We start from the raw sequence: 26,166 nt of genomic DNA, 5'->3' as shown, positions 1-26,166 counted from the left end.
ACACTCGTTAAGCTGCGCAACGGATGCGCACATTCCAGGCGCCTGACCTGCCCGTCGTACCGTCACCTGGCAAGGTGCGCATCTTATGGAAGTTGTATGTGACCTGACTGTCTTGTCCAGCTTCACCCACCTGTCACCCTGATTCGTTTATGGTGCTTAACTCGTTACCTGCGAACAGAGTCGACGGTCTCCCCCCAAGGGGATAACACGCGACGCTTCCATCAATAACAAGCCCAAGCGGAGTACCACAGATGGCGTTCTTCACCGCAGCCAGCAAGGCCGACTTCCAGCACCAACTGCAAGCGGCACTGGCGCAGCACATCAGTGAACAGGCACTGCCACAAGTGGCGCTGTTCGCTGAACAATTCTTCGGCATTATTTCCCTGGACGAACTGACCCAGCGTCGCCTTTCCGACCTGGCCGGTTGCACCCTGTCTGCCTGGCGCCTGCTTGAGCGCTTTGATCACACCCAACCGCAAGTGCGGGTCTACAACCCCGATTACGAACGTCATGGCTGGCAGTCGACCCACACCGCGGTCGAAGTGCTGCACCATGACCTGCCATTCCTGGTGGACTCGGTGCGCACCGAGCTCAACCGTCGTGGCTACAGCATTCACACCCTGCAAACCACCGTGCTCAGCGTGCGTCGCGGCAGCAAGGGCGAGTTGCAGGAGATTCTGCCCAAAGGCACCCAGGGCGAAGGCATCCGGCAGGAATCGCTGATGTACCTGGAGATCGACCGCTGTGCCAATGCCGCCGAACTGAACGTGCTGAGCAAAGAGCTGGAGCAGGTGCTGGGCGAAGTGCGCGTGGCCGTGGCCGATTTCGAGCCGATGAAAGCCAAGGTCCAGGACCTGCTGGCCGGTATCGACGCCAGCCGGTTCAGCATCGACGGCGAAGAAAAAGCCGAGATCAAGAATTTCCTGGAATGGCTGGTGGGCAATCATTTCACCTTCCTGGGCTATGAAGAATTCGTGGTACGTGACGAGGCGGACGGCGGTCATATCGAATATGACGCCAATTCGTTCCTCGGTCTGACCAAGCTGCTGCGCGCCGGCCTCACCGCCGAAGACCTGCGCATCGAAGACTACGCCGTGTCCTACCTGCGCGAGCCGACTGTGCTGTCCTTCGCCAAGGCCGCGCACCCAAGCCGCGTGCATCGCCCGGCCTACCCGGACTACGTGTCGATCCGCGAGATCGACGCCGACGGCAAGGTCATCAAGGAATGCCGCTTCATGGGCCTGTACACCTCGTCGGTGTACGGCGAAAGCGTACGCGTGATTCCCTATATCCGTCGCAAGGTGGCGGAAATCGAGCGCCGCTCGGGCTTCCAGGCCAAGGCGCACCTGGGCAAGGAGCTGGCGCAAGTCGTCGAAGTCCTGCCCCGTGACGACCTGTTCCAGACCCCGGTGGACGAGTTGTTCAGCACCGTGATGTCGATCGTGCAGATCCAGGAACGCAACAAGATCCGCGTGTTCCTGCGCAAAGACCCGTACGGTCGTTTCTGCTACTGCCTGGCCTACGTGCCGCGCGACATCTACTCCACCGAAGTGCGCCAGAAGATCCAGCAAGTGTTGATGGATCGTCTCAAGGCCAGCGACTGTGAGTTCTGGACCTTCTTCTCCGAGTCCGTGCTGGCGCGTGTGCAATTGATTCTGCGGGTTGACCCGAAGAACCGCCTGGACATCGACCCGCTGCAACTGGAAAAGGAAGTGATCCAGGCCTGCCGCAGTTGGCAGGACGACTACGCCAGCCTGGTCGTGGAAAGCTTCGGCGAAGCCCACGGCACCAACGTGCTGGCGGACTTCCCGAAAGGCTTCCCGGCCGGCTACCGTGAGCGTTTCGCCGCGCATTCGGCCGTGGTCGACATGCAGCACCTGCTCAGCCTCACCGAAGCCAACCCGCTGGTGATGAGTTTCTATCAGCCATTGGGCCAGGTCTCCGGCCAGCGCGAGCTGCATTGCAAGCTCTACCACGCGGATACCCCGCTGGCGCTGTCCGACGTGCTGCCGATCCTGGAGAACCTCGGCCTGCGCGTACTGGGTGAATTCCCGTACCGCCTGCGCCATGCCAACGGCCGCGAGTTCTGGATCCATGACTTCGCGTTCATCGCCGCCGAAGGCGTGAACCTGGATATCCAGCAGCTCAACGACACGCTGCAGGACGCGTTCGTGCACATCGTGCATGGCGATGCCGAGAACGATGCGTTCAACCGTCTGGTGCTCACCGCCGGCCTGCCATGGCGCGATGTCGCGCTGCTGCGTGCCTACGCCCGTTACCTCAAGCAGATCCGCCTGGGCTTCGATCTGGGTTACATCGCCAGCACCCTGAACAACCACACCGACATCGCCCGCGAGTTGACCCGGTTGTTCAAGACCCGCTTCTACCTGGCGCGCAAGCTCACCGCCGATGACCTGGAAGACAAGCAGCAGCGCCTGGAGCAAGCGATCCTCAGCGCCCTGGACGACGTTCAGGTGCTCAACGAAGACCGCATCCTGCGTCGCTACCTGGACCTGATCAAGGCCACCCTGCGCACCAACTTCTACCAGACCGACGCCAACGGCCAGAACAAGTCGTACTTCAGCTTCAAGTTCGACCCGCGCGCCATTCCCGAGCTGCCCAAGCCGGTGCCGAAGTTCGAGATCTTCGTGTACTCGCCACGGGTCGAAGGCGTGCACCTGCGCTTCGGCAACGTTGCGCGCGGCGGTCTGCGCTGGTCCGATCGTGAAGAAGACTTCCGCACCGAAGTGCTGGGCCTGGTAAAAGCCCAGCAGGTGAAGAACTCGGTGATCGTGCCGGTGGGTGCCAAGGGCGGCTTCCTGCCGCGTCGCCTGCCACTGGGCGGCAGCCGTGACGAGATCGCGGCCGAGGGCATCGCTTGCTACCGCATCTTCATCTCCGGCCTGTTGGACATCACCGACAACCTGAAGGACGGTGCTTTGGTGCCGCCAGCCAACGTCGTGCGTCATGACGACGATGACCCGTACCTGGTGGTCGCAGCCGACAAAGGCACCGCGACGTTCTCCGATATCGCCAACGGCATCGCCATCGACTACGGCTTCTGGCTGGGCGATGCGTTCGCCTCCGGTGGTTCGGCCGGTTACGACCACAAGAAGATGGGTATCACCGCCAAGGGCGCGTGGGTCGGTGTGCAGCGTCACTTCCGTGAACGCGGCATTAACGTGCAGGAAGACAGCATCACTGTCGTCGGCGTCGGCGATATGGCCGGCGACGTATTCGGTAACGGCCTGTTGATGTCCGACAAGCTGCAACTGGTCGCAGCCTTCAACCACCTGCATATCTTTATCGATCCGAACCCGAACCCGGCCACCAGCTTTGTCGAGCGTAAGCGCATGTTCGAGCTGCCGCGTTCGGCCTGGACCGACTACGACACCAGCATCATGTCCGAAGGCGGCGGCATCTTCTCGCGCAGCGCGAAGAGCATTGCCATCTCGCCGCAGATGAAAGAACGCTTCGACATCCAGGCCGACAAGCTGACCCCGACCGAACTGTTGAACGCCTTGCTCAAGGCGCCGGTGGACTTGTTGTGGAACGGCGGTATCGGCACCTATGTCAAGGCCAGCACCGAAAGCCACGCCGACGTGGGCGACAAGGCCAACGACGCGCTGCGGGTCAACGGCAACGAACTGCGCTGCAAGGTAGTGGGCGAGGGCGGTAACCTCGGCATGACCCAGCTGGGTCGTGTGGAATTCGGCCTCAATGGCGGCGGTTCCAACACCGACTTCATCGACAACGCCGGTGGCGTGGACTGCTCCGACCACGAAGTGAACATCAAGATCCTGCTCAACGAAGTGGTGCAGGCCGGTGACATGACCGACAAGCAACGCAACCAGTTGCTGGCGAGCATGACCGACGAAGTCGGCAACCTGGTGCTGGGCAACAACTACAAGCAGACCCAGGCCCTGTCCCTGGCCGCGCGCAAGGCCTACGAGCGTGCCGCCGAGTACAAGCGCCTGATGAGCGACCTGGAAGGCCGTGGCAAGCTGGACCGCGCCATCGAGTACCTGCCGACCGAGGAACAACTGGCCGAGCGCGCCGCCAATGGCAAGGGGCTGACCCGGCCCGAGCTGTCGGTGCTGATCTCCTACAGCAAGATCGACCTCAAGGAAGCGCTGCTCAAGTCGCTGGTACCGGATGACGAGTACCTCACCCGTGACATGGAGACCGCGTTCCCGCCGAGCCTGGTGGCCAAGTTCGGCGAGGCCATGCGTCGTCACCGTCTCAAGCGCGAGATCGTCAGCACCCAGATCGCCAACGATTTGGTCAACCATATGGGCATCACCTTTGTGCAGCGACTCAAAGAGTCGACCGGCATGAGCCCGGCGAACGTGGCGGGTGCGTATGTCATCGTGCGTGACATCTTCCATCTCCCGCACTGGTTCCGCCAGATCGAGGCCCTGGATCACCAGGTTTCCGCCGAGGTGCAGCTGGAGCTGATGGACGAGTTGATGCGCCTGGGGCGCCGCGCGACGCGCTGGTTCCTGCGCAGCCGCCGCAACGAGCAGGATGCCGGTCGTGACACCGCCCACTTCGGTCCGCACCTGGCCGCGTTGGGCCTCAAGCTCGACGAACTGCTGGAAGGCCCGACCCGCGAAGGCTGGCAGACCCGCTACCAGGCGTACACCGAAGCCGGCGTGCCGGAATTGCTGGCGCGCATGGTTGCAGGCACCACGCACCTGTACACCTTGCTGCCGATCATCGAAGCCGCTGACGTAACCGGGCATGACGCCGCCGAAGTGGCCAAGGCCTACTTTGCCGTCGGCAGCGCACTGGACCTGCCATGGTACCTGCAGCAGATCAGCGATCTGCCGGTAGCCAACAACTGGCAGGCCCAGGCCCGCGAAGCGTTCCGCGACGATGTGGACTTTCAGCAGCGCGCGATCACCATTTCTGTTCTGCAGATGGCCGACGCGCCGCAAGACATGGAAGCCCGCGTGGCCTTGTGGCTTGAACAGCACAAGGACATGGCCGAGCGCTGGCGTGCAATGATGGTGGAAATTCGTGCCGCGGTCGGCACGGACTACGCCATGTACGCGGTGGCCAACCGTGAACTGCTGGACCTGGCGTTGAGCGGTCAGTCGGTGCTGCAACCGGCTTGATATTCCGGTGAAACCCAGTGAGAGGGGGCTTGCTTCCGACAGCGGTGTATCAGTCATGGATAGGTTGACTGACACACTGCCATCGGGGGCAAGCCCCCTCCCACATTTGGATCTGAGTTGGCTTCAGGTTTTTGTGCGGTCTTGGCTGACAAGAGGCATAGAAAGCACCCTGGCACCGACAAAACTGTGGGAGGGGGCAAGCCCCAATGCCGGTCAGTTAAGAGACGGAACGGGCAACCAGTAACCTGTGGCGAGCGGGCTTGCCCCGCGTCGGGCTGCGAAGCAGCCCCAAAACATAGTCCCGGAGCTGCCTGGCATACTGCGACGCTCCTATTGGGGCTGCTGCGCAGCCCAACGCGGGGCAAGCCCGCTCACCACAGTTACAGTGTTCCTCCTTAACTGACTGGCATGGGGGCTTGCCCCCGATCGCGGTGTATCAGCCATGGTTAGGTTGACTGACACACTGCCATGGGGGCAGGCCTCCTCCTACATTTGGATCTTCATTTATCTGAAGGTCAGTGGTGTTTCAGTAATTTGCTTTCCAGGTGATCCAGGTGTTGGGTCATCAGGGTCACTGCAGTGTTTGAGTCGCGCTGCTCAATCGCATCCACAATCGCCACATGCTCCTGCCACGCGCAATACGTGCAGGCTTTCGCTTCATATTGGGCGATGACCAGCGACGTCAACGGCACCAGGCTGTTGAGGAACTGCGCCAGTGGCGCATTGCCTGCCATCGCCGCCAATTGCAGATGAAACTCCCCGGACAACCGAATCGCCGGTCCACGGTGGTCGTGTTCGATGCACTCGCGCTCGCGGGCGATCAGCTCGCGCAGTTGGCGGATCTGCGTCGGGGTAGCCTGAGCGCAGGCCAGCTGTACCACGGTGATTTCGGTGATGCGCCGGGCTTCGAGGATGTGTCGGGTTTGCAGACTGTCCGGCGCGGCGACCTGGGCGCGCTGGTTGGGCCGCAGGATGATCACTTGCTGATGGGACAGCTTGGCCAGCACCCGGCGAATCACGCTGCGGCTCACGCCAAAGGTGTCGCCCAGGCCTTCTTCGGTAAAACGGCTGGAAGGAGCGATGCGTTGTTCGAGGATGGCATCGAACAACTGCGGGTAGATGTCGTCCACCGATGGCTTTTTACCGGCCACCAGGCGCAGGGCTGGCTGGATCGGGTCGCGTTGCAGGGCGTGAGCGGTCATGGACTGTCTCCAAAAAAATCAGCTGCCGAGATGGTCGTCCGGAATGTTCAGTGCAATGCCCATGCGCAATCCTTCCTGCAGGATATGCCGGCGCATTTCGGCGCTGGCCAGGGCGCTGTTCTTGTTGCGTATCGCGCGCACCACGGCCTCGTTTTCCTGCAGGCGTTCGGCCAGGTGTTCAGGCGAGTTGCGCAACACCTGGGCGCTTTGCTTGAGGGCGTTGCGGGTCTGCTGCACCACGTTCTGGAAGATCGGGTTGGACGTCAGCGCGAACAGCTCCTCGTGGAAGTCGACGTAGGCGTTCATGCCGGCTTCAGCATCACCGGCATCCAGGGCTTCGCGCATGTCCATCAGGGTCAGGCGCAACTGGCCGACTTCCTTGCTGCTGATGGACTGGGCCACCAGGCCGACGATAAAGGGTTCGAGGGTGTAGCGCAGTTGCAGGATATCTTCGAGGCTGGCGTCGGCTACGGCGTCGCTCGACTGCGGTTCGCTGACGCTGGTTTCCAGCACGACCACGCCTTTGCCGGGCATGGAGCGCACCAGGCCCAGGGTTTCCAGCACGATCACAGCTTCACGCAGGCTGGGGCGGCTGATGCCCATCTGTTCGGCCAGTTCGCGCTGGCCGGGGAGCATTTCGCCGCGGCGCCATTGGCCTCGTGCCAGGGCGGCGCGGAGTTTTTCTACCACTGAATTGACGACGGTTGAGCTGCTGATCACGTCGATACTTCCTTAATGTTGCTAATACAGTCAGGTGGGAGGGAGCAAGCCCTCCCACATCAGCCAGCGTTGCCCATGAGACAGCGTTAGAATTCCTGATGCGCCGGCAATACCGGTTTCTTGGCCTGGAAGGCATACCCTTGCTGGCCGTCCAACACCTTGTTGGCGCGTTGGATATCGATGTCTTTTTCCCAACGGGCAATGGCGACAGTGGCGACGCAGTTACCAATCAGGTTGGTCAGCGCGCGGCCGATGCCCATGAACCAGTCCACTGCCAGCACCAGCACCAGGCCTACCACCGGAATCGCCGGGATCGCCGTGAGGGTCGCCGCCAGAATCACCAGTGCGGAACCGGGAATGCCGTGGGCGCCCTTGGAGGTGATCAGCGACACCAGCAGGATGGTCAGCAGGTCGGTCATCGACAGCGGTGTGCCGGTGGCATTGGCGATAAATACGATGGCCAGGGTCAGGTAGATCGAGAACCCGTCGAGGTTGAACGAGTACCCGGTCGGAATCACCAGGCCCACGGTGGAGCTGCCGATGCCCAGGTGTTCCAGTTTGCGCATGATCTGTGGCAGCACGGCGTCGGACGATGCGGTGCCCATCACGATCAGCAACTCTTCGCGCAGGTACTTGAGCAACGGCAGCATGCGCAGGCCCGACAGGCGCATCACCACGCCGAGGACCAATCCCACAAAGGCAAAGCAGGTCAGGTAAAACAGGCCGACCAGGCTGCCCAAATGCTGCAGGGAGTCCAGGCCGTACGTGCTGGTGGTGAAGGCGATCGCGCCGAACACGCCGATCGGCGCCAGGCGCACGATCATGCCCATGATGCGGAAAATCACATGGCTCAGTTCGTTGATCAGTCGCGAGATACCCGACGCCGCTTCGCCCACCAGGTTCAACGCACTGCCGAACAGCACCGAGAACAGCAGGACTTGCAGCACGTTGTTGTCGGCAAAGGCGCCGATCACCGAGTTGGGGATCAGGTCCATCAGGAACTGGCTGGTGCCGCGGATGTGCTGGCCCTTGTCGGCCAGTTCATTAAGGCCGGCGGAGGAGAGCTGTTCCAAGTGGATGTTGGCGCCGGTGCCGATGCCGGTACTGAAGGCCATGACCAGGCCGATCACCAGGGCGATGGTGGTCAGCACTTCGAAATAGATCACCGACTTGAGGCCGATGCGCCCGACTTTTTTCAGGTCGCCGGCACCGGAAATGCCGCTGACCACCACGCAGAATACGATCAGGCCGATCAGCATTTTGATCAGCTTGATAAAGCCGTCGCCCAGGGGTTTGAGTTGCGAAGAGAATTCGGGAAGGGCCAGGCCGCAAACAACGCCTAGCATCAGGCCGATCACGACTTGCAGGAAAATCGAACGCGAGCACCATCTGAGCATGGGAGGGATCTCTATTCGGTGCCCTGGTGGTTCCAGGGCTTAATTGTTGTGGTCATACCGGTAAGTCCAGTGCGTCGCCAGTCTAGGCCAGGTGTTTTTGAAATCACAAGTAATAATTCGGCGGTCGCCAGGTCCCGGTCTGACCAGTGGGTCGGCGAGTGCGGTGCTTGAGCGGTTGGCGGCGGGCAAATTTTTTCGCTTATCATCCGCCGCTCGGCATAGGAGAGGCACGCATGGATACACCAGGCTTGAGCACCGATGAGCGCGGGCATAGCCATTGCGCCTGGCGCAGCGCCGCGCCGGAATACCCGCGCTATCACGACCATGAGTGGGGCGTGCCGGTGGCCGATGACCGCCAGTTGTACGAGAAGATCTGCCTGGAAGGGTTTCAGGCGGGGCTGGCGTGGATCACCATCCTGCGCAAGCGCGAGCAGTTTCGTGCGGCGTTCGACGGCTTTGATTTCCACCGCGTGGCGCAGTATGGCGAGGCGGATATCCAGCGCCTGATGCAGGACCCAGGCATCGTGCGTAATCGGGCCAAAATCGTTTCCACGATCAATAATGCACGCCGCGCGCGTGAGCTGGTGGAGGAGACCGGCTCGCTGGCGCAGTGGTTATGGGCCTTCGAGCCCGGCCCGGAAGAGCGCCCGGCCGTGGTGGACCTGGCTTACTGGACCGGCAACCCGACATCGCCGGCTTCGGTGCGTTTGTCCAAGGCTTTGAAGAAACGTGGCTGGACGTTCGTGGGGCCGACCACGATGTATGCGCTGATGCAGGCGATGGGGATGGTCAATGATCATCTCGAAGGATGCGCATGTCGCCCGCGGATTGAAGCGCTGCGGTGCCAGTTCAAGCGCCCCTGAATTGCCGACTCGGCGCGGTTGAAACTGTGGGAGGAGGCTTAACCCCGATAGGCATGGGTACATCCATCGTCAGCAGAATATCGCGGACCTTGTCCAGGGCCGGGTCGATATCGAGCAGTTCAATGGCGCCGAACCCGACAATCAAGCCCCCACGCACCGGCGCGTCATGAAAGAACACCTCCAGCGGGTACAAGCCGACGTCCACCTGGCGCGCCAGCTCACTCAGCCGTGCAATGTTCACCGGCACCTTGCACAGGGCAGCCAGGTGGAAACCGGCCACCGTGGGTATTGCTTCGAACCACGGCGACAGATCGCCCGCCAGGCGCTGCAGGATGCGTTCGCGGCGCGCGGCGTACACCGCGTGGCAGCGGCGTATGTGTTTGAGCAGATAGCCGTCGCTGATAAATTTGGCCAGCGCCCATTGCGGCAACGTGGAGCTGTGCTGGTCGGTCAGTTGCTTGGCCTTGAGCACCGCGCCGTGGATCGCCGGCGGCAGTACCACATAGCCCAGGCGTAATTCGGGCAGCAGGGTCTTGGAGAAGGTGCCCACGTAAGCCACTACCCCGCGGCCGTCCAGGCTTTGCAGCGAATCGGTAGGGCGGCCCTCGTAGCGGAATTCGCTGTCGTAGTCGTCCTCAATGATGATCGCGCCCAGCTCGAACGCCCGCGCCAGCAAGGCTTCGCGCCGCGCCGGGCTCATGGGCATGCCGAGGGGAAATTGATGCGAGGGCGTGACATAGATCAGCCGCGTGCCGTCGGGGATCTTGTCCACCTCAATGCCCTGGTCGTCCACCGGAACGCTGGCGACGCTGGCCCCCATCGCCATGAACAACTGCCGCGCGGGGCTGTAGCCGGGGTCTTCCATCGCGACGACGCTGCCCGGTTCCAGCACCACGCGGGCGAGCAGGTCCAGCGCCTGTTGCGCGCCGTTGGTGACCACGATGTCGCTGTCGCGGCAATTGACCCCGCGTGAAAACGCGATATGCCCGGCGATGGCGCTGCGCAATTCCGGCAGCCCTTCGGGTTGACTGTAGAACCCGCTGTGCTCGGCGATGCGCCGCAGGGCATGCTGGGTGCAGCGGCGCCATTCATCCTGAGGGAACTGCTGACGGGTGGTGGCGCCGCCGATAAATTCATAGCGCAGGCGCTTGTCGCCGGCGGGGTGATGCATGGGGGAGGGCAGCGCTTGCCACTTCGCCAGGTTGGCGGCGCACGCGAGGTCGGTGGCGGCCTGCACGCGATCAGGCTGCGGCGCCCATGCGTTGACGAAGGTCCCACGGCCAATCCTGCCTACCAGCAGGCCTTCATAGGTCAACGTGGCGTAGGCATCGGACACGGTCTTGCGCGATAGGCCCAATTGCTTGGCCAGCAAGCGGCTGGGTGGCAGTTGCGCACCCGCCGCCAGGCGCCCGGCGCAGATGGCTTCACGCAACTGTTGATAAAGCTGGGCCGCCAGGTCTTTACGCCCGTTGATGACGAGGTGCAGTTCCATGTTTCATCCTGAGACAGATCGATCTGCGCCAAGGTTACCCGCAAATCGATCTGTCGCGCTGTGGCAGCACTCAGGACAGGAAACCACCGTCCACATTCAGCGACACACCGGTGGTGTAGCTCGACGCATCGCTGGCCAGGAACAGCACCGCGCCGGCCATCTCGCTGGGGGCGGCCACGCGTTTGAGGGGGATCTGAGCCAGGGCCATTTTCAGGATCGAGTCGTTCTTGACCAGTGCCGAGGCGAACTTGGTGTCGGTCAGGCCCGGCAGCAGCGCGTTGCAGCGAATGCCGAATTCGGCGCATTCCTTGGCGAACACCTTGGTCATGTTGATGACTGCGGCCTTGGTCACCGAGTAAATGCCCTGGAATATGCCGGGGGAGATGCCGTTGATCGAGGCCACGTTGATGATGCTGCCGCCGCCGTTTTCGCGCATCAGCTTGCCGGCTTCCACGGACATGAAGAAGTAGCCACGGATATTCACGTCCACGGTTTTCTGGAACGCGCCGAGGTCGGTGTCCAGCACGTTGCAGAATTGCGGGTTGGTCGCGGCGTTATTGACCAGGATATCCAGGCGCCCGAACTGCTCGCGAATGCCTGCGAACACGTGGCTGATCTGATCCATTTCACCGATGTGGCAAGCCACCGCCGTGGCCTTGCCGCCGTCGGCGATGATCGCATCGGCTACGTGCTGACAGCCTTCGAGCTTACGGCTGGAGACGATTACGTGGGCGCCTTGCTGAGCCAGCAACTTGGCGATGGCCTCACCGATGCCACGGCTGGCGCCGGAGACAAACGCGATCTTGCCGTCGAGGTCGAACAGGTGGGTCTTGGACATGAGGGTTCCTTAGAGGGCTGATTTGCCGATGACATTCAGGCTCATTTGCTCGAGCAGTGCGTTCATCTGGATGAACTGCGCAAAGCGTTTGTCCTGGGTCTGGCCATGGAAGAAGCGGTAGTAGATCTGCTGCACGATGCCGGCCAGGCGGAACAGGCCGTAGGTGTAGTAGAAATCGAAGTTGTCGATCCGGATGCCCGAGCGCTCGGCGTAGTAGTCGACGAACTCGCGGCGGGTGAGCATACCTGGCGCATTGCTCGGCTGGCGGCGCATCAATTGCACCGGTGCAGGGTCGGCGGCTTCGATCCAGTAGGCGAGGGAGTTGCCCAGGTCCATCAGTGGGTCGCCCAGGGTGGTCAGTTCCCAATCCAGCACGCCGATGATCTGCATCGGGTTATGCGGGTCGAGGATCACGTTGTCGAAGCGGTAGTCGTTATGCACGATGCTGGAGGTGGGGTGATCGGCCGGCATCTTGTCGTTGAGCCAGGCGCGTACCGCCTCCCACTTCGGCGCGTCGGGGGTCAGGGCTTTTTCGTAGCGCTCGCCCCAGCCGCGAATCTGCCGCGCCACGTAGCCTTCGGGCTTGCCCAGGTCGGTCAGGCCGCAAGCGCTGTAGTCCACCTGATGCAGTTCGACGAACTTGTCGATAAAGCTTTTGCACAGTGCTTCGGTCCTGGCGGCGTCCAGGCCCAGCTCGGCGGGCAGGTCGGAGCGCAGGATGATGCCGTTGACGCGTTCCATCACATAGAATTCGGCGCCGATCACTGACTCATCGGTGCAATGCACGTAGGCTTTGGGGCAGTACGGGAACCCGTCTTTGAGCTGGTTGAGAATGCGGAATTCACGGCCCATGTCGTGGGCGGACTTGGCTTTGTGCCCAAAGGGCGGGCGGCGCAGCACAAATTCCTGATCGGGGTATTCCAGCAGGTAAGTCAGGTTGGAGGCGCCACCGGGGAACTGGCTGATGGTGGGCGTGCCGTTCAACCCCGGGATATGGGCCTTGAGGTAGGGATCGATCAGGCCGGCATCGAGTTCTTCGCCGGGGCGAATCTGGGTGGATTGGTCGTTCAGCGCCATGCTTATCCCTTCTGCTTATTCTAAAGGCCTCGGACTATTGGCTAATCTAATGCGCGCCACCGCCCAGCCACAAGGTCGGGGCGGTTTAATAGGTTAGCGTGTTGCACGATGATCAACGTGCCTGATCGGTCATTTTGCGGGCGGGGGCAGGGCGACCGGGGTGAGCACCGGGCGCCCGGCGAAGTACTCCACCAGGTTGTCGGCCACGCGCTGCACGGTGTCATGCGCGGCTTCGGGCGACAGACCGGCGACATGGGAGGTGAGCACAGTATTGCCCAGGCGTTTGAGGGCGTCGGGCACCTTGGGTTCGTCGTCGAACACATCCAGGGCTGCGCCACCGATGCGGCGCTGTTCCAGGGCGGCAATCAGGTCGGCGGTGACCACCACGCTGCCGCGTCCGATATTCACCAGATAACCATGGGGCCCGAGGGCGTCCAGCACACGTCGGTCGATCAGGTGCCGGGTGCCGTCGCCGCCCGGCGTGGCCAGGATCAGGAAGTCTGCGGTGCGCGCCAGATCCAGGGCCGTGGCGCAGTAGGTGTAGTCCACGTCATCCCGTGGTTGGCGATTGTGGTAACTGATCTCCATGCCAAAGCCCAGGGCCGCGCGCTTGGCGATCTCCAGGCCGACGGCGCCGAGCCCGAGAATACCTAACTGCTTGCCGCCCAGGGACGGGCGCATCACCTTGGGCCACTCGCCGCGCCGCACGGCCGCATCGTTCTGCGGGATACCCCGTACCAGTGACAGCAACAACGCCATGGCGTGGTCGGCCACCGATGGCGCGTTGACGCCGGCGCCGTTGGTGACCACGATCCCGCGATTGCTGGCGGCCTGCAGGTCGACGTGTTCATAGCCGGCGCCGATCACGCAGATGATCTCCAGCAGCGGCAGCGCGGCGATTTCCTCGGCGTACAAGCCCAGCGGACCACGGGTCAGCACGGCCTGGATCTGCCCGCCGTGGGCCTTGATGGCGTGGGCGCGTTCGGCGGGCGTCGGGGCCAGGATCACATGAAAATCGTTACTCTCGATGATGGGCAGGTAGTCGTTGATGGTTTCAACCAGGACCAGGACAGTGGTGGTCATCGCAAGGCTCTTCCTTGGGGGTTAGAGAGCACCAGTATGCGGGATTTGTAAGAAAGAGCGTTTTATCGGGAAGGAAAATTTACTGCTCGTAGGATCGGGCACGTTCGCCCCTGTGAGCGCCTGCACCGGTCAACCATTCCTCAGCTAAGTCTTTGCTTCTTCACGAGAATCCCGGACAATCCGGGCCCTTCTATGGTCGGGGCGCTGCCTGTCAGGTTTTTCTGACTCGTCCCGGCCGTGTAAATGCGGAGATCCGACCGGATGAATGATCAGGCCAATAGCGTCGATGAACGCTATGCAACGACACCTGCAACCCTCACGCGCTGGAGCCGCCAGGACACCACCTGGATGCTCGGCCTGTTCGGCACCGCCATCGGCGCCGGTACTTTGTTCTTGCCGATCAACGCGGGGCTGGGCGGCTTCTGGCCCCTGGTGATCCTGGCGCTGCTGGCATTCCCGATGACGTTCTTCGCCCACCGTGGCCTGACGCGGTTCGTGCTGTCCGGTCGTGAAGGCTCCGACATTACCGACGTGGTAGAGGAGCACTTCGGCATCAAGGCCGGGGCGCTGATCACGCTGCTGTACTTCTTTGCGATTTTCCCGATCCTGCTGATCTACAGCGTGGCGCTGACCAACACCGTCAGTAGCTTCATGGAACACCAGTTGCACATTCTGCCGCCGCCACGGGCGATCCTGTCGTTCGTGCTGATCCTGGGCCTGCTGGCCGTGGTGCGCTGCGGCGAGCAGGTGATCGTCAAGGCCATGAGCCTGATGGTGTATCCGTTTATCGTCGCCTTGCTGTTTTTGGCGGTGTACCTGGTGCCGCACTGGACCGGTGGCATCCTCAGCACCGCCCGCGAGGTGCCGGCGCCGGCGGCGTTGCTCAATACGTTGTGGCTGGCGATTCCGGTGATGGTGTTCTCGTTCAACCATTCGCCGATCATCTCGGCGTTTGCGGTGGATCAGAAGCGCCAGTACGGCGCCCATGCCGATGAGCGCAGCTCGCAGATCCTGTCCCGCGCGCACCTGTTGATGGTGGCGATGGTGTTGTTCTTTGTGTTCAGCTGCGTGCTGACCCTGTCGCCGGCCCAGTTGGCCGAAGCCAAGGCGCAGAATCTGTCGATCCTGTCGTACCTGGCCAACCACTTCAACAACCCGACCATCGCATTTGCTGCGCCGTTGATCGCGTTTGTGGCGATCGCCAAGTCGTTTCTGGGGCACTACATCGGTGCCAGCGAAGGCCTCAAGGGCCTGGTGCTCAAAACCGGTCGCCGCCCGGCCGCCAAAACCCTGGACCGCATGACCGCCGCCTTCATGCTGGTGGTGTGCTGGATCGTCGCCACGCTCAATCCCAGCATCCTCGGCATGATCGAGACGCTGGGCGGCCCGGTGATTGCGTCGATCCTGTTCCTGATGCCGATGTACGCCATTCGCAAAGTACCGGCCATGGCCAAGTACCGTGGGCAGGCGTCCAACGTGTTTGTCACGGCGGTCGGTTTGGTGGCGATTACGGCGTTGGTGTATTCGCTGATGGCTTGAGTGGTGTGGGAGGGGCTTGACCTCTCCCACCATTGTTTTGCCTTGAGTAATGGCTTGTTCCAGACATAAAAAAACGCCGCGTATCTTGCGATACGCGGCGTTTTTCACATCAACACACCGTTAAGCTTGCAGCACCGGGATGTTGGCGCTGGCCGCGATCTTGCGGAACTCGGCGATCTGGTCGAAGTTCAGGTAGCGGTAGACGTCGCTGGCCATGGTGTCCAGCTTGGCCGCGTAACCCATGTACTCCTCGACGGTCGGCAGGCGACCCAGGGTGGAAGCGACTGCCGCCAGCTCAGCCGAAGCCAGATAGACGTTCGCGCCGTCACCCAGACGGTTCGGGAAGTTACGGGTCGAAGTCGACACCACGGTGGAGTTCGGTTCTACCCGTGCCTGGTTACCCATGCACAGCGAGCAGCCCGGCATTTCCATGCGTGCGCCAGCCTTGCCGTAGATGCCGTAGTAGCCTTCTTCGGTCAGTTGGTGAGCGTCCATTTTGGTCGGCGGCGACAGCCACAGACGGGTTGGCAGCTGACCCTTGACCTGTTCCAGCAACTTACCGGCAGCGCGGAAGTGACCGATGTTGGTCATGCACGAACCGATGAACACTTCGTCGATCTTCTCGCCGGCAACGCTGGACAGCAGACGGGCATCGTCCGGGTCGTTTGGTGCGCAGAGGATCGGCTCGTTGATCTCGGCCAGGTCGATTTCGATGATTTCGGCGTATTCGGCGTCGGCATCGGCTTCCATCAGCTCCGGGTTGGCGACCCAGGCTTCCATCGCTTGGGCGCGACGTTCCAGAGTGCGCGCATCGCCGTAGCCTTCACCGATCATCCAGCGCAGCAGGGTGATGTTGGAGTTCAGGTACTCGGTGATGGACTCTTTGGACAGCTTGATAGTGCAACCGGCAGCCGAACGTTCGGCCGAGGCGTCGGACAGCTCGAACGCCTGCTCCAGGGTCAGGTCGTTCAGGCCTTCGATTTCCAGGATGCGGCCGGAGAAGGCGTTTTTCTTGCCTTTCTTCTCTACGGTCAACAGGCCAGCCTGGATCGCGTAGTAAGGAATGGCATGAACCAGGTCACGCAGGGTGATGCCAGGTTTCATTTTGCCTTTGAAGCGCACCAGGATCGATTCCGGCATGTCCAGCGGCATGACGCCGGTGGCGGCGGCGAACGCGACCAGACCGGAACCTGCCGGGAACGAGATGCCCATCGGGAAACGGGTGTGGGAGTCGCCACCGGTGCCGACGGTGTCCGGCAGCAGCATGCGGTTCAGCCAACTGTGGATGATGCCGTCGCCTGGACGCAGCGACACGCCGCCACGGGTCATGATGAAGTCAGGCAGGGTGTGGTGGGTGGTCACGTCGATCGGCTTTGGATAAGCCGCGGTGTGGCAGAAGGACTGCATCACCAGGTCGGTCGAGAAGCCCAGGCACGCCAGGTCTTTGAGTTCGTCACGGGTCATCGGACCGGTGGTGTCCTGGGAACCCACGGTGGTCATCTTCGGTTCGCAGTAGGTGCCTGGACGCACGCCTTTGCCTTCCGGCAGGCCGCACGCCTTGCCGACCATCTTCTGCGCCAGGGTGAAGCCTTTGCCGGTGTCGACCGGGGCTTCAGGCAGCTTGAACAGATCGGTCGGGCCCAGGCCCAGCTCGGCACGCGCTTTTTCGGTCAGGCCACGGCCGATGATCAGCGGGATACGGCCGCCGGCGCGGACTTCGTCCAACAGCACTGGCGTCTTCATTTCGAAGGTGGTCAGGACTTCGTCGGTGCCGTGTTTGCAGACTTTGCCGGCATGCGGGTACAGGTCGATCACGTCGCCCATGTGCATGTTGGTAACGTCGAATTCGATTGGCAGTGCGCCGGCATCTTCCATGGTGTTGTAGAAGATCGGAGCGATCTTGCTGCCGAAGCAGAAACCACCGGCACGCTTGTTCGGTACGTAAGGCACGTCGTCGCCGAAGAACCACAGGACGGAGTTGGTGGCGGATTTACGCGACGAACCGGTACCGACCACGTCACCGACGTAGGCGATCGGGAAGCCTTGGCCGCGCATCTCTTCGATCTGCTTCATCGGGCCGGTCTTGCCTTGCTCGTCCGGCACGATGCCTTCGCGCGCCATTTTCAGCATGGCCAGGGCGTGCAGCGGGATATCAGGGCGGGACCAGGCGTCCGGGGCAGGGGACAGGTCGTCGGTGTTGGTTTCGCCGGTGACCTTGAACACGCGCAGGCTGATCTTGTCGGCCAGGGTCGGACGGTTCTTGAACCACTCGCCATCGGCCCAGGACTGCAGCACGGCTTTAGCGTGTTGGTTGCCGTTCTTGGCTTTTTCAGCGACGTCGTGGAAGGCATCGAACATCAGCAGGGTGTGCTTGAGTTGAGCGGCGGCAACAGGTGCCAGCTCGGCATCGTCGAGCAGCTCGACCAGGGTCACGATGTTGTAGCCGCCCTGCATGGTGCCAAGCAGCTCAACGGCGCGTTTCTTGTCGATCAGGGGGGAAGTGGCTTCGCCCTTGGCCAGGGCGGACAGGAAACCGGCCTTGACGTAGGCAGCTTCGTCAACGCCTGGTGGAATGCGGTTGGTGATCAGGTCAACGAGGAATTCTTCTTCGCCAGCCGGAGGATTTTTCAGCAGCTCGACCAGGCCTGCGGTTTGTTCGGCATTAAGCGGCTGGGGAACGATACCCAGGGCTGCACGCTCTTCGATATGTTTGCGGTAGGCTTCAAGCACAGTTATTACCCTCATCAGTGGTCCCACGGGACGCTCATCCAGAAATGATCGGCACGCGTGCGCTCGGGGGCTTTTTGGGCCGCAAAGCCAGCGCTGCCGGCATTTCTCACAGAAGCTGCTTTCAAAGTTTTACGCCTGCAGAACGGAGCTGATGAGGGTTGGCGCTGATGCTCGACCTACCGGGTCGTTCACCATCGCCAACACCGTTCTGAAGGAACGACTGTGCTCGTGACGCTTTGAAAACAGCTTCCAGCGGATTATTGGCGCCTTACAAGGCCGGATGATTCTACGGCAAAAAAAATTTAAAGGTAAGTTGCCATGTCACGTTTGCCGGGTGATCAACCTTAGACAAAGGGCTAACATGACGCACTGTTTCACTGATTTGCGTGCCGCCGCCCATGTCCAACCAAACCATCAAAACCCCCTGCGTAGGCCTGTGCTCCACCGTTTACGGCGACCTCGTTTGCCGTGGCTGCAAGCGCTTCCACCATGAAGTGATCCAGTGGAACGGCTATAACGAAGAAGAAAAACGCGCGGTCTGGCTGCGGTTGGAGCACTTGTTGGTGCAGGTGATGGCCGGCAAGCTGGAAGTGTTCGACCCTGGCAAACTGCGCGGGCAACTGGAGCAGCGCAAGATCCGTTTTGTGCCGCACCAGTCCGCGTACTGTTGGGCGTACCAGTTGATTGCTCGCGGGGCGCGGGTGATCAATAACCTGGAGGCGTACGGCATGGTGCTGTTGCCGGAGTTTCGCGAGTGGGCCTTGCCGGAACTGCGCGATGCCATCGACCGTGAGTTCTTTATCCTCTCCGAGGCCCATTACCAGCGCTATATCGCCCCGGCCTTCTTGAACGATGCACTCGCTGACTGACAACACACATCCAAATGGGGGAGGGTCTTGCCCCCACCCACATTGGATCTCGGTGGTATGGGGGAGTCGGCGTCAGGCCTGGGTCGCCAGTGCCCCCAGGTCATCCATCAAGGTCTGCGGCTTGAGCACCAGTACATCGCTGTCCACCGCGTCCAGTATCACCTCCGCCGTATTACCGATCAGCGCTCCGGAAATGCCGGTGCGCCCCACTGTGCCGATGATGGTCACGGCCGCTTTCAGTGTGTGGGCAAGATGGGGGATCAATACGTCCGCCGGGCCCTCTTCGACGTGCAGGTGTGCGTCATCCACATCGAATTCAGCCTGGAACGCCGTGCACTGCTCGCGATAACGCGCCTCGATGGTTTCCTTGAGCTGGAACGTCGGGTCCGCCGCCGACAGCATCGGCGAAGGATGGGCGCTGATCACATGCAACTGCGCCTTGGCCAGACTGGCGATGTCGAAGCCATGGTCGATGATCGCGTGATGCAGCTCGCGGTGTTCTGCGTCGTTGTTGCCCACATCAATCGCCGCCAGAATCACCCCGCCCGCCCAAGGCGTGGACGTCTTCACCAGCAGCACCGGCGTCGGGCACACGCGCAACAGTTTCCAGTCCGCCGGCGTCAGCAGCGCCTTTTTAAGCGGGCTGTCGGGAAAGTGCTGCTTGATCACCAGCCCACAGCCCTCGGCCTGCTGCACGTCGATAATGGTGTCATGCAGGCTTTCATTCCACGCCTGCTCGGTGGTCACGCTGTAACCGTTTTCCTGCAAGCCGGCCTTGAGCAGGCTCAACAGCGCCGAATGCTCGTGTTTCCTGTCGCAGATCAGCAAATGCAAGTGCGCGCCGGTGACCCCGGCGATCAGCTTGGCGCGCTTGAGGGCCAGGCTTTCCGAATGCGCGGGCTCGATGACCACCAGGATGCTGCGAATGGCTTGCATGATCGGATCTCCAAAAGGGTGAGCGTGGAACAACTATAGTTGCTGCCCGCCGGACGTCATGTTGATGCACATCAAGCCCGGTGGCTGGTGGTCTGCGGCGCGGTCGGTATAATCGCCCCCCTTTTGTGATCCTTTGCCCGTGAGCCCGATGAACCTGCCCGAAATCCACGAATTCCTCGGTTGCCGTACCCCTGACGCCTGGGTCCAGGCCGCGTTGGCCGATCAGGACACCCTGTTGATCGACCACAAGAACTGTGAATTCAAGGCCGCCAGCACCGCGCTTAGCCTCATGGCCAAGTACTACGCCCATGTTGACCTGATCAACATGATGTCGCGCCTGGCCCGGGAAGAACTCGTGCATCACGAGCAGGTCATGCGCCTGATGAAAAAGCGCAAAGTGGAACTGCGCCAACTGCACGCCGGGCGTTATGCCTCGGGGCTGCGCAAAGTGGTGCGCAGCCATGAGCCGGTCAAGCTGGTGGACACTCTCGTGGTCGGCGCGTTTATCGAGGCGCGCAGTTGCGAGCGTTTCGAAGCGCTGGTGCCGCATTTGGACGAAGAACTCGGCAAGTTCTACTTTGGCCTGCTCAAAAGCGAAGCGCGGCATTTCCAGGGCTATTTGAAATTGGCCTACCAGTATGGCGACGCCAGGGACATTGCCCAGGTGATCGAGCGGGTAAGGGCGGCGGAGCAGGAACTGATCGAGTCACCCGACATCGAGTTCCGCTTTCACAGTGGCGTGCCAGCCTGACGCTACCGCGACGCCGATCAGCGCGGTGATCCCGGTCAGTAACAGGATCACCGTTTGCGTGCCGACAGGCGCGGCCAGCAGCGCAACCATCAAGCCCGCCAAGGGTTGGGCGAGGTTGTTGAGCAGGGTGATCACGCCTACGGTCTTGCCGAAGTCCTGCACCGGAATCACCCGCTGCCGGGTACTGCGCAGGTACACATTGAACATCTTGTCAAAGCCTGTGATCAGCAGGAAACCCAGGGTGTAGGCCCACACATCCGGGCTGATCGCCGTGATCAGCGCACCCACGGCAATCATTGAATAGCCCAGCCCGCCCATGAGCTTCATCGGCAATGCCGAGTGAGCCAGATAGAACAGAATCCCAATGGTGACCAGCGCCCCGGCAGCCTGGAGCAGGGCGTAGCTGTCCTTGCCGGCGCCGAACTGGCCGGTGACCATGGCCGCCGAGGTCGCCAGCGTTACGCCGACGATCAGGTTGACGCCGACCGCCAGGGTGATGATGCGCTTGAGTGCCGCCAACCGACCTATGTGGCCGAAGGCGATGCGCAGCGGCTGCAGCCAGATATCGCCGTGCTGGGCATGGCTCGGTAGGTGGATTGTGGTGTGGCGCTGCCAGATCAACATGGCCAGATCGGCCACTACGAACAAGCCGGCCACGCCTGCCACCACCCACGGCCAGCTCCAGACTTGCAGCATCAGCGCCGCCAGCAGCGGGCCGAGCACCAGGCCGCTCTGATCGGCAATCTGTGAATAGGACAGGGTCTTGGCGTAGCTGTACTGTGGGAAACCATGGGGCATCACCACTTCCCGCGCCATGATGCCCAGGGTCGTCAGCACCCCGCACAGTGCCGATAGGATCACCAGCCAATAAATGCCATCGAACACCCCATACAACGCTACCGTCACTGCGCACACCAGTGCCCGGTAGACCTGGCTGATATGCAGGATGCGCACCGGTGAAAACTTATCGCACAACGCCCCACACACCGGGAACGCCAGGTAGCGCGGCAGCGACTCGCAAAAAAACGCCAGGCCCGCCCAGGCCACGCTGCCGGTGGTCTGGAACACGATCAGGGGCACGATAAACAACAGAATCTGGTCCGCCAGCCGCGACACACACAGTGAGATGAAGAACGCCAGGTAATCCTTACGCATACAGCTCCCTGGGGTTGGCGTTAAAAACTGCGGGCTATTTGTTAAAAACTCTTAAAAACATGAAGCTTGCCCTGTCGGGAGTTGGCCGACCACTCAAGTGGTGCAGCTTGCCATCTATAATGCCCGCTCTTCAATCAATCGCCGTTTGCACACTGAGAACCTATGGAAAACCTGGGGCTGGGCAAGGTTCTGCTGGTCGAGGACGACGAGCGACTGGCAGGGCTGATCGCACATTTTTTGTCGCAGCATGGCTTTGACGTGCGAGTGGTGCACCGGGGCGACGAGGCCCTGGAAGCCTTTTTGGATTTCACCCCGAAGATGGTGGTGCTCGACCTGATGCTACCGGGCCAGAGCGGCCTGCAGGTGTGCCGTGAAATCCGTCGCGTGTCGGACACACCGATTGTGATCCTCACCGCCAAGGAGGACGACCTGGACCATATCCTGGGCCTGGAGTCCGGCGCCGACGACTACGTGATCAAGCCGATCAAACCACCCGTGCTGCTTGCGCGCCTGCGTGCGCTGCAACGCAGGCAGGCGCCCGAGCCCACGGTACGTGGCGCGCTGGCGTTCGGCCGGTTGGCCATCGACCGCAGTTGCCGGGTGGTCAGCCTGGGCGACGAGCGCATCGACCTGACCACCATGGAGTTCGAACTGCTCTGGCTGCTGGCCAGCAACGCCGGCAGCATCCTGTCGCGCGATGATATTCTCAACCGCATGCGCGGTATCGCCTTCGACGGGCTCAACCGCAGCGTCGACGTGTACATCAGCAAGCTGCGCGCCAAGCTCAACGACAACCCTCGCGAACCGGTCTGCATCAAGACCATTTGGGGCAAGGGCTACCTGTTCAATCCGTTTGCGTGGGAGGTCTAGGTGCTGCGACTTTACCTGCGTCTGTATCTGATCCTGGCGTTGGGGCTGGCGGGCGCGATCTGGCTGGTCAACTACACCTTCGACGAGTTGCTGCCCGAGGCCAACGAAACCTACAACCGCGAGGCCTTGCGTGGCCCGGCTTACGGCCTGGTGGAGCAATTGCGGCCGCTGCCCGTTACACAGCGCCAGGCGCGGCTTGCTGAGCTGCAACCTTATTACGGGCTGCGTCTGCAACTGGTGCTCAAGGATGCTCAGGCACTGACGGCTCGCGAGCAAGCGCTGCTGGCCGAGGGGCGGCTGGTGGTGCGTGGCGACTTTATGGAGTTCCTCGCCGATATTGACGGTGGCCCGCAATTGCTGGAGATCAAGCTGCCGGAAGAGCCTAAATGGCTGTATATGTGGGCCTATGGGTTTCTCGGCGTGTGCCTGGCCGTTGTCCTGTATTTTTGGGTGCGCCCGCATTGGCGCGACCTGGAGCACATCCGCCTGGCCGCCCAACGCTTTGGTGATAACGACCTCGGCTCACGTATCCTGCTGCCGCGACGTTCCACCGTGCGCGAGCTGGCCGGCCACTTCAATCAGATGGCCGAGCGCATCGAAAGCCTGATCGCCAATCAGCGCGAACTCACCAACGCGGTATCCCATGAACTGCGCACGCCGATCGCGCGGCTGTCGTTCGAACTCGACCAGCTCAAGCAACAGGCCGACCCACGCCAGCGCGGCGAGCTGATTGCCGACATGTACGCCGACCTGGGCGAGCTGGAAGAGATGGTCTCGGAGTTGCTCACCTACGCCAGCCTGGAGCGAGGCGCCACGCAGGTAACCCGCGAGCGCATCGAAGCCCACAGCTGGCTCGACAGCGTTATCGCCAGCGTGGCGCTGGAGGCCGAAGCGGCCGGCGTCCAGTTATCGCTGCGGGTGTGTGAGGTGGACTTTATCCAGATTGAGCCGCGCTTTATGGCTCGCGCTGTGATCAACCTGTTGCGCAACGCCATCCGTTACGCCGAGCGGCGGGTGCAGGTGTCGCTGATCGCGTTCGGTAGCGGCTATGAAGTGCGTGTATGTGACGACGGCCCCGGCGTGCCCGAGGACGGCCGCGCGAAAATCTTCCAGCCGTTCATGCGCCTGGACGCCAGTCGCGACCGTCGCACCGGCGGCTTCGGCCTCGGCCTGGCCCTGGTGCAACGGGTGTCCCAGTGGCATGGCGGGCAGGTCGAAGTGCAGGATTCGGAATGGGGCGGGGCGTCGTTTCGCATGACCTGGGCGTACGCCGAATAACAGCGATGGCGCCCGAGCCAGTTAGGGTGCCAGCGCGCTCAGGATCGCATGCGCCACCTTTACCCGCTCAGCGTTCGGGTAATTCCTGTTCGCCAGGATCACCACGCCTTTGTCCTGGGCTGGCACATACGCGACGTACGCGCCAAAACCGCCGGTGGAACCGGTTTTGTTGTACAGCACATTGGCCGGTTGCGCGTGGGGCGTGGCAAACCAACCGACCGCGTGGGGTTGCATGGCCATCGGCGTGGAGTTGCCGTCGATCAGGGCCTGCAGCGCGATGGGGTAAGGGTAGTACTCCCAGCCCAGAGCCTGGGTCATGCCGTCTACTTGGTAATAACCGCTATGGGCGGTGGCGATGGCTTGTTGCAGCGGTTGCTCCAGGGTTTGCGGGTGCATGTTCGCGATGACGTAATGCGCCAGGTCACGGGCGGTGGTCTTGATGCCATAGGCTTCGCTGTCCAGCGCGCCAGGGGAAACGCGCACGGGCTTGTCCTGCTTGTCATAGCCCTGGGCGTAACGAGGTTTTTGCTCGTCTGGCACGTTTACGTAGGTGTTTTTCAGGCCCAGTTTGGGCAGCAGCGTCTGCTCCATGGCGACGTGGTAAGGCTGCCCCAGGCTTCGCGCGGCCAGATAACCGAACAGGCCGATGCTCGGGTTGGAATACAACCGCTGCGTGCCGGGGGCGTAGGCGGGTGTCCAGTGCTGGAAGTAGCTGAGCATGTTGTCGGCATTGTCGGCGGCCTGGGGAAACTGCAACGGCAGGCCGCCCGCGGTGTAGGTCGCCAATTGCAGCAGGCTGATACGTTCTAGAGCGCTGCCCTTGAGAGCCGGCAGGTGCTGGGCGGCCGGGTCCGTGAGCTTAAGTTTGCCGGTAGCCTGGGCGTAGCCGCCAAGCGTGGCGGCGAAGGTTTTACTGACCGAACCCACTTCAAACAGCGTGTTTTCGGTCACGGGCTGTCGCGTGTCTCTGGAAGCGAGACCGTAATTAAAGTATTGCACCTGGCCTTTGTGGATCACTGCCACCGAAAGACCGGTGATGCCTTGCTGCTGCATCAGCGGTTCGACGCTGGCGTTGACCACGGGGCGCAGGTCCGAATCGGCCAGACAGTGACCGGCGCTGAGCAGCAGGCTAGAGAGGGCGAGTGATCGTACGGAGTGACGCATGGTGGTTGGCTTCCCTAATAAGTGGTGCGATAACAATCAAGGCCTGCGCAGGCGCCGCAAATCTAGGTGGATTTCACTGACTGGACAAACGATGATATCTCGTCCCAGCCATTAGAAAAATTTGGGCTAGCTGATGTTGCGTTCCCATTTGCCCCTTAATGCCCTGCGCGCCTTCGAGGCTTCGGCTCGCCACCTGAGCTTTACCCGCGCCGCCATCGAGCTGTGCGTTACCCAGGCGGCGGTCAGCCATCAGGTAAAAAGCCTGGAAGCCCAACTCAATGTCACTTTGTTCAAGCGCCTGCCGCGCGGGCTCATGCTCACCCGCGAAGGCGAAACCCTGCTGCCGGTGCTGCGGGAATCCTTCGACCGCATCGCCCAGACCCTGGAGCAGTTCGAAGGCGGGCATTACCGCGAAGTGCTGACCGTGGGCGCGGTGGGCACCTTCGCGGTGGGCTGGCTGTTGCCGCGCCTTTCGGACTTTCAGAAGTGTTACCCGCTGATCGACCTGCGCCTGTCCACCCACAACAACCGTGTCGATGTGGCTGCCGAAGGCCTGGATTACGCGGTACGCTTTGGCGCCGGTGCCTGGCATGGCACCGATGCCTGCCACGTGCTGGCGGCGCCGCTGACGGTGCTGTGCATCCCGGCGATCGCCGAGCACCTGCACGCGCCGCACGATCTGTTGAAGCACACGCTGCTGCGCTCCTACCGCGCCGATGAATGGAACCTGTGGTTTCACGCCGCTGGGTTGCCCGCCGATACCCTTGTGCCACGCAGTATCGTGTTCGACTCTTCGCTGGCGATGATGGATGCCGCGTTGCAGGGGATCGGGGTGGCGTTGGCACCGGCCGTGATGTTTACGCGGCAATTGGAAAACGATTTGATTCGCCAGCCTTTCGACGTGGGCATTACCACCGGCAGCTATTGGTTGACGCGCCTGCAGTCCAGGGCCGAGACACCGGCGATGCTGGCGTTCAAGGGCTGGCTGCAAACCCAGGCCGGCGAGGGCGAAGCTGTCCTTCTGCCATCTTCTTGAAACAAAATGAAACATTCTCGCTGGCTCGGCGATCTACTGTGGCCCC

18 protein-coding genes and 1 pseudogene are annotated in these 26,166 nt (G+C 61.8%); 8 read left to right on the top strand and 11 right to left on the bottom strand.

Annotation, left to right across the window (positions count from 1 at the left end; genetic code table 11):
• Positions 1–251 precede the first annotated feature (251 nt).
• Positions 252–5,120 (top strand): NAD-glutamate dehydrogenase, encoded by a 4,869-nt coding sequence (locus tag PSH94_RS14030; RefSeq protein ID WP_285429380.1) that lies wholly within the window; start codon positions 252–254, stop codon positions 5,118–5,120.
• 515 nt (positions 5,121–5,635) lie between these two features.
• On the opposite strand, the gene PSH94_RS14025 is transcribed toward PSH94_RS14030, so the two are convergent.
• From PSH94_RS14025 to PSH94_RS14015, 3 genes are all read right to left on the bottom strand, one after another.
• Positions 5,636–6,322: a GntR family transcriptional regulator gene (locus PSH94_RS14025; protein ID WP_305434859.1), complete on the bottom strand. Its 687-nt coding sequence runs from the start codon at positions 6,320–6,322 to the stop codon at positions 5,636–5,638.
• A gap of 18 nt (positions 6,323–6,340) precedes the next feature.
• Positions 6,341–7,042 carry a FadR/GntR family transcriptional regulator gene (locus PSH94_RS14020; protein WP_181077937.1) on the bottom strand — a complete coding sequence of 234 codons (702 nt, stop codon included), beginning with the start codon at positions 7,040–7,042 and terminating at the stop codon, positions 6,341–6,343.
• 86 nt (positions 7,043–7,128) lie between these two features.
• Positions 7,129–8,454: a C4-dicarboxylate transporter DctA gene (locus tag PSH94_RS14015; RefSeq protein ID WP_181077978.1), complete on the bottom strand. Its 1,326-nt coding sequence runs from the start codon at positions 8,452–8,454 to the stop codon at positions 7,129–7,131.
• Positions 8,455–8,672: 218 nt separating this feature from the next.
• Here PSH94_RS14015 and PSH94_RS14010 point away from each other — a divergent pair, with 218 nt between their 5' ends.
• The gene (locus PSH94_RS14010) at positions 8,673–9,302 is read left to right on the top strand and encodes a DNA-3-methyladenine glycosylase I (RefSeq protein WP_305434857.1); all 630 of its coding nucleotides are present in this window, start codon (positions 8,673–8,675) and stop codon (positions 9,300–9,302) included.
• Between the two features lie 73 nt (positions 9,303–9,375).
• On the opposite strand, the pseudogene PSH94_RS14005 reads toward PSH94_RS14010, so the two are convergent.
• The 4 genes and pseudogenes from PSH94_RS14005 to PSH94_RS13990 all read right to left on the bottom strand — a co-directional run.
• Positions 9,376–10,794, bottom strand: a pseudogene (locus PSH94_RS14005) (PLP-dependent aminotransferase family protein); the annotation flags it as partial.
• Between the two features lie 70 nt (positions 10,795–10,864).
• Entirely contained in the window at positions 10,865–11,632 is a 768-nt protein-coding gene (locus tag PSH94_RS14000) for an SDR family oxidoreductase (protein ID WP_305434855.1), read from the bottom strand.
• 9 nt (positions 11,633–11,641) lie between these two features.
• Complete coding sequence (locus PSH94_RS13995) at positions 11,642–12,709, bottom strand: phosphotransferase family protein (protein WP_305434854.1); 1,068 nt, start codon at positions 12,707–12,709, stop codon at positions 11,642–11,644.
• Between the two features lie 129 nt (positions 12,710–12,838).
• Positions 12,839–13,792, bottom strand: coding sequence for a 2-hydroxyacid dehydrogenase (locus PSH94_RS13990; RefSeq protein WP_181077928.1), 954 nt, complete (start codon positions 13,790–13,792; stop codon positions 12,839–12,841).
• A gap of 261 nt (positions 13,793–14,053) precedes the next feature.
• On the opposite strand from PSH94_RS13990, the gene PSH94_RS13985 reads away from it, so the two are divergent.
• Positions 14,054–15,331, top strand: a complete 1,278-nt coding sequence (locus PSH94_RS13985) for a serine/threonine transporter (protein WP_253507963.1) — start codon at positions 14,054–14,056, stop codon at positions 15,329–15,331.
• Between the two features lie 120 nt (positions 15,332–15,451).
• Here the strand turns inward: PSH94_RS13985 and acnB are convergent, their stop codons facing one another.
• Positions 15,452–18,061 carry a bifunctional aconitate hydratase 2/2-methylisocitrate dehydratase gene (gene acnB / locus PSH94_RS13980; RefSeq protein WP_253511851.1) on the bottom strand — a complete coding sequence of 870 codons (2,610 nt, stop codon included), beginning with the start codon at positions 18,059–18,061 and terminating at the stop codon, positions 15,452–15,454.
• 398 nt (positions 18,062–18,459) lie between these two features.
• Here acnB and PSH94_RS13975 point away from each other — a divergent pair, with 398 nt between their 5' ends.
• Entirely contained in the window at positions 18,460–18,930 is a 471-nt protein-coding gene (locus tag PSH94_RS13975; RefSeq protein ID WP_181077924.1) for a DUF1289 domain-containing protein, read from the top strand.
• A gap of 72 nt (positions 18,931–19,002) precedes the next feature.
• On the opposite strand, the gene PSH94_RS13970 is transcribed toward PSH94_RS13975, so the two are convergent.
• A complete protein-coding gene (locus PSH94_RS13970; protein WP_305434851.1) occupies positions 19,003–19,866 on the bottom strand; it encodes a universal stress protein in 864 nt (287 codons plus the stop codon).
• A gap of 148 nt (positions 19,867–20,014) precedes the next feature.
• On the opposite strand from PSH94_RS13970, the gene PSH94_RS13965 reads away from it, so the two are divergent.
• Complete coding sequence (locus PSH94_RS13965; protein ID WP_181077920.1) at positions 20,015–20,617, top strand: tRNA-(ms[2]io[6]A)-hydroxylase; 603 nt, start codon at positions 20,015–20,017, stop codon at positions 20,615–20,617.
• Here PSH94_RS13965 and PSH94_RS13960 read toward each other — a convergent pair.
• Entirely contained in the window at positions 20,573–21,772 is a 1,200-nt protein-coding gene (locus PSH94_RS13960; RefSeq protein ID WP_305434848.1) for an MFS transporter, read from the bottom strand. The genes PSH94_RS13965 and PSH94_RS13960 overlap by 45 nt on opposite strands.
• 162 nt (positions 21,773–21,934) lie before the next feature.
• Between PSH94_RS13960 and PSH94_RS13955 the strand changes: the two genes are divergently transcribed.
• Together PSH94_RS13955 and PSH94_RS13950 are read left to right on the top strand one after the other, a co-directional pair.
• Complete coding sequence (locus PSH94_RS13955) at positions 21,935–22,642, top strand: winged helix-turn-helix domain-containing protein (RefSeq protein ID WP_181077916.1); 708 nt, start codon at positions 21,935–21,937, stop codon at positions 22,640–22,642.
• Positions 22,643–23,920 (top strand): ATP-binding protein, encoded by a 1,278-nt coding sequence (locus PSH94_RS13950; RefSeq protein WP_181077914.1) that lies wholly within the window; start codon positions 22,643–22,645, stop codon positions 23,918–23,920.
• 21 nt (positions 23,921–23,941) lie between these two features.
• Here PSH94_RS13950 and ampC read toward each other — a convergent pair whose 3' ends face one another.
• Positions 23,942–25,084 carry a class C beta-lactamase gene (gene ampC / locus PSH94_RS13945; RefSeq protein WP_305434846.1) on the bottom strand — a complete coding sequence of 381 codons (1,143 nt, stop codon included), beginning with the start codon at positions 25,082–25,084 and terminating at the stop codon, positions 23,942–23,944.
• A 133-nt stretch (positions 25,085–25,217) separates the two neighbouring features.
• On the opposite strand from ampC, the gene PSH94_RS13940 reads away from it, so the two are divergent.
• Positions 25,218–26,120 (top strand): LysR family transcriptional regulator, encoded by a 903-nt coding sequence (locus tag PSH94_RS13940; RefSeq protein ID WP_305434844.1) that lies wholly within the window; start codon positions 25,218–25,220, stop codon positions 26,118–26,120.
• The last annotated feature ends 46 nt before the right edge of the window (positions 26,121–26,166 follow it).

The organism is Pseudomonas sp. FP2254, assembly GCF_030687695.1.
Taxonomy (GTDB): domain Bacteria; phylum Pseudomonadota; class Gammaproteobacteria; order Pseudomonadales; family Pseudomonadaceae; genus Aquipseudomonas; species Aquipseudomonas quebecensis.
Note: the sequence above shows the minus strand (reverse complement) of the source record. Positions and strands in the feature narration are given on the sequence as shown.

Excerpts from the sequence above, each read along its gene's own strand:
- PSH94_RS14030 (WP_285429380.1), top strand. The coding sequence starts at position 252 with ATGGCGTTCTTCACCGCAGCCAGCAAGGCCGACTTCCAGCACCAACTG.
- PSH94_RS14025 (WP_305434859.1), bottom strand. The coding sequence starts at position 6,322 with ATGACCGCTCACGCCCTGCAACGCGACCCGATCCAGCCAGCCCTGCGC.
- PSH94_RS14010 (WP_305434857.1), top strand. The coding sequence starts at position 8,673 with ATGGATACACCAGGCTTGAGCACCGATGAGCGCGGGCATAGCCATTGC.
- PSH94_RS14000 (WP_305434855.1), bottom strand. The coding sequence starts at position 11,632 with ATGTCCAAGACCCACCTGTTCGACCTCGACGGCAAGATCGCGTTTGTC.
- PSH94_RS13995 (WP_305434854.1), bottom strand. The coding sequence starts at position 12,709 with ATGGCGCTGAACGACCAATCCACCCAGATTCGCCCCGGCGAAGAACTC.
- PSH94_RS13990 (WP_181077928.1), bottom strand. The coding sequence starts at position 13,792 with ATGACCACCACTGTCCTGGTCCTGGTTGAAACCATCAACGACTACCTG.
- PSH94_RS13985 (WP_253507963.1), top strand. The coding sequence starts at position 14,054 with ATGAATGATCAGGCCAATAGCGTCGATGAACGCTATGCAACGACACCT.
- PSH94_RS13975 (WP_181077924.1), top strand. The coding sequence starts at position 18,460 with ATGTCCAACCAAACCATCAAAACCCCCTGCGTAGGCCTGTGCTCCACC.
- PSH94_RS13970 (WP_305434851.1), bottom strand. The coding sequence starts at position 19,866 with ATGCAAGCCATTCGCAGCATCCTGGTGGTCATCGAGCCCGCGCATTCG.
- PSH94_RS13965 (WP_181077920.1), top strand. The coding sequence starts at position 20,015 with ATGAACCTGCCCGAAATCCACGAATTCCTCGGTTGCCGTACCCCTGAC.
- PSH94_RS13960 (WP_305434848.1), bottom strand. The coding sequence starts at position 21,772 with ATGCGTAAGGATTACCTGGCGTTCTTCATCTCACTGTGTGTGTCGCGG.
- PSH94_RS13955 (WP_181077916.1), top strand. The coding sequence starts at position 21,935 with ATGGAAAACCTGGGGCTGGGCAAGGTTCTGCTGGTCGAGGACGACGAG.
- ampC (WP_305434846.1), bottom strand. The coding sequence starts at position 25,084 with ATGCGTCACTCCGTACGATCACTCGCCCTCTCTAGCCTGCTGCTCAGC.
- PSH94_RS13940 (WP_305434844.1), top strand. The coding sequence starts at position 25,218 with ATGTTGCGTTCCCATTTGCCCCTTAATGCCCTGCGCGCCTTCGAGGCT.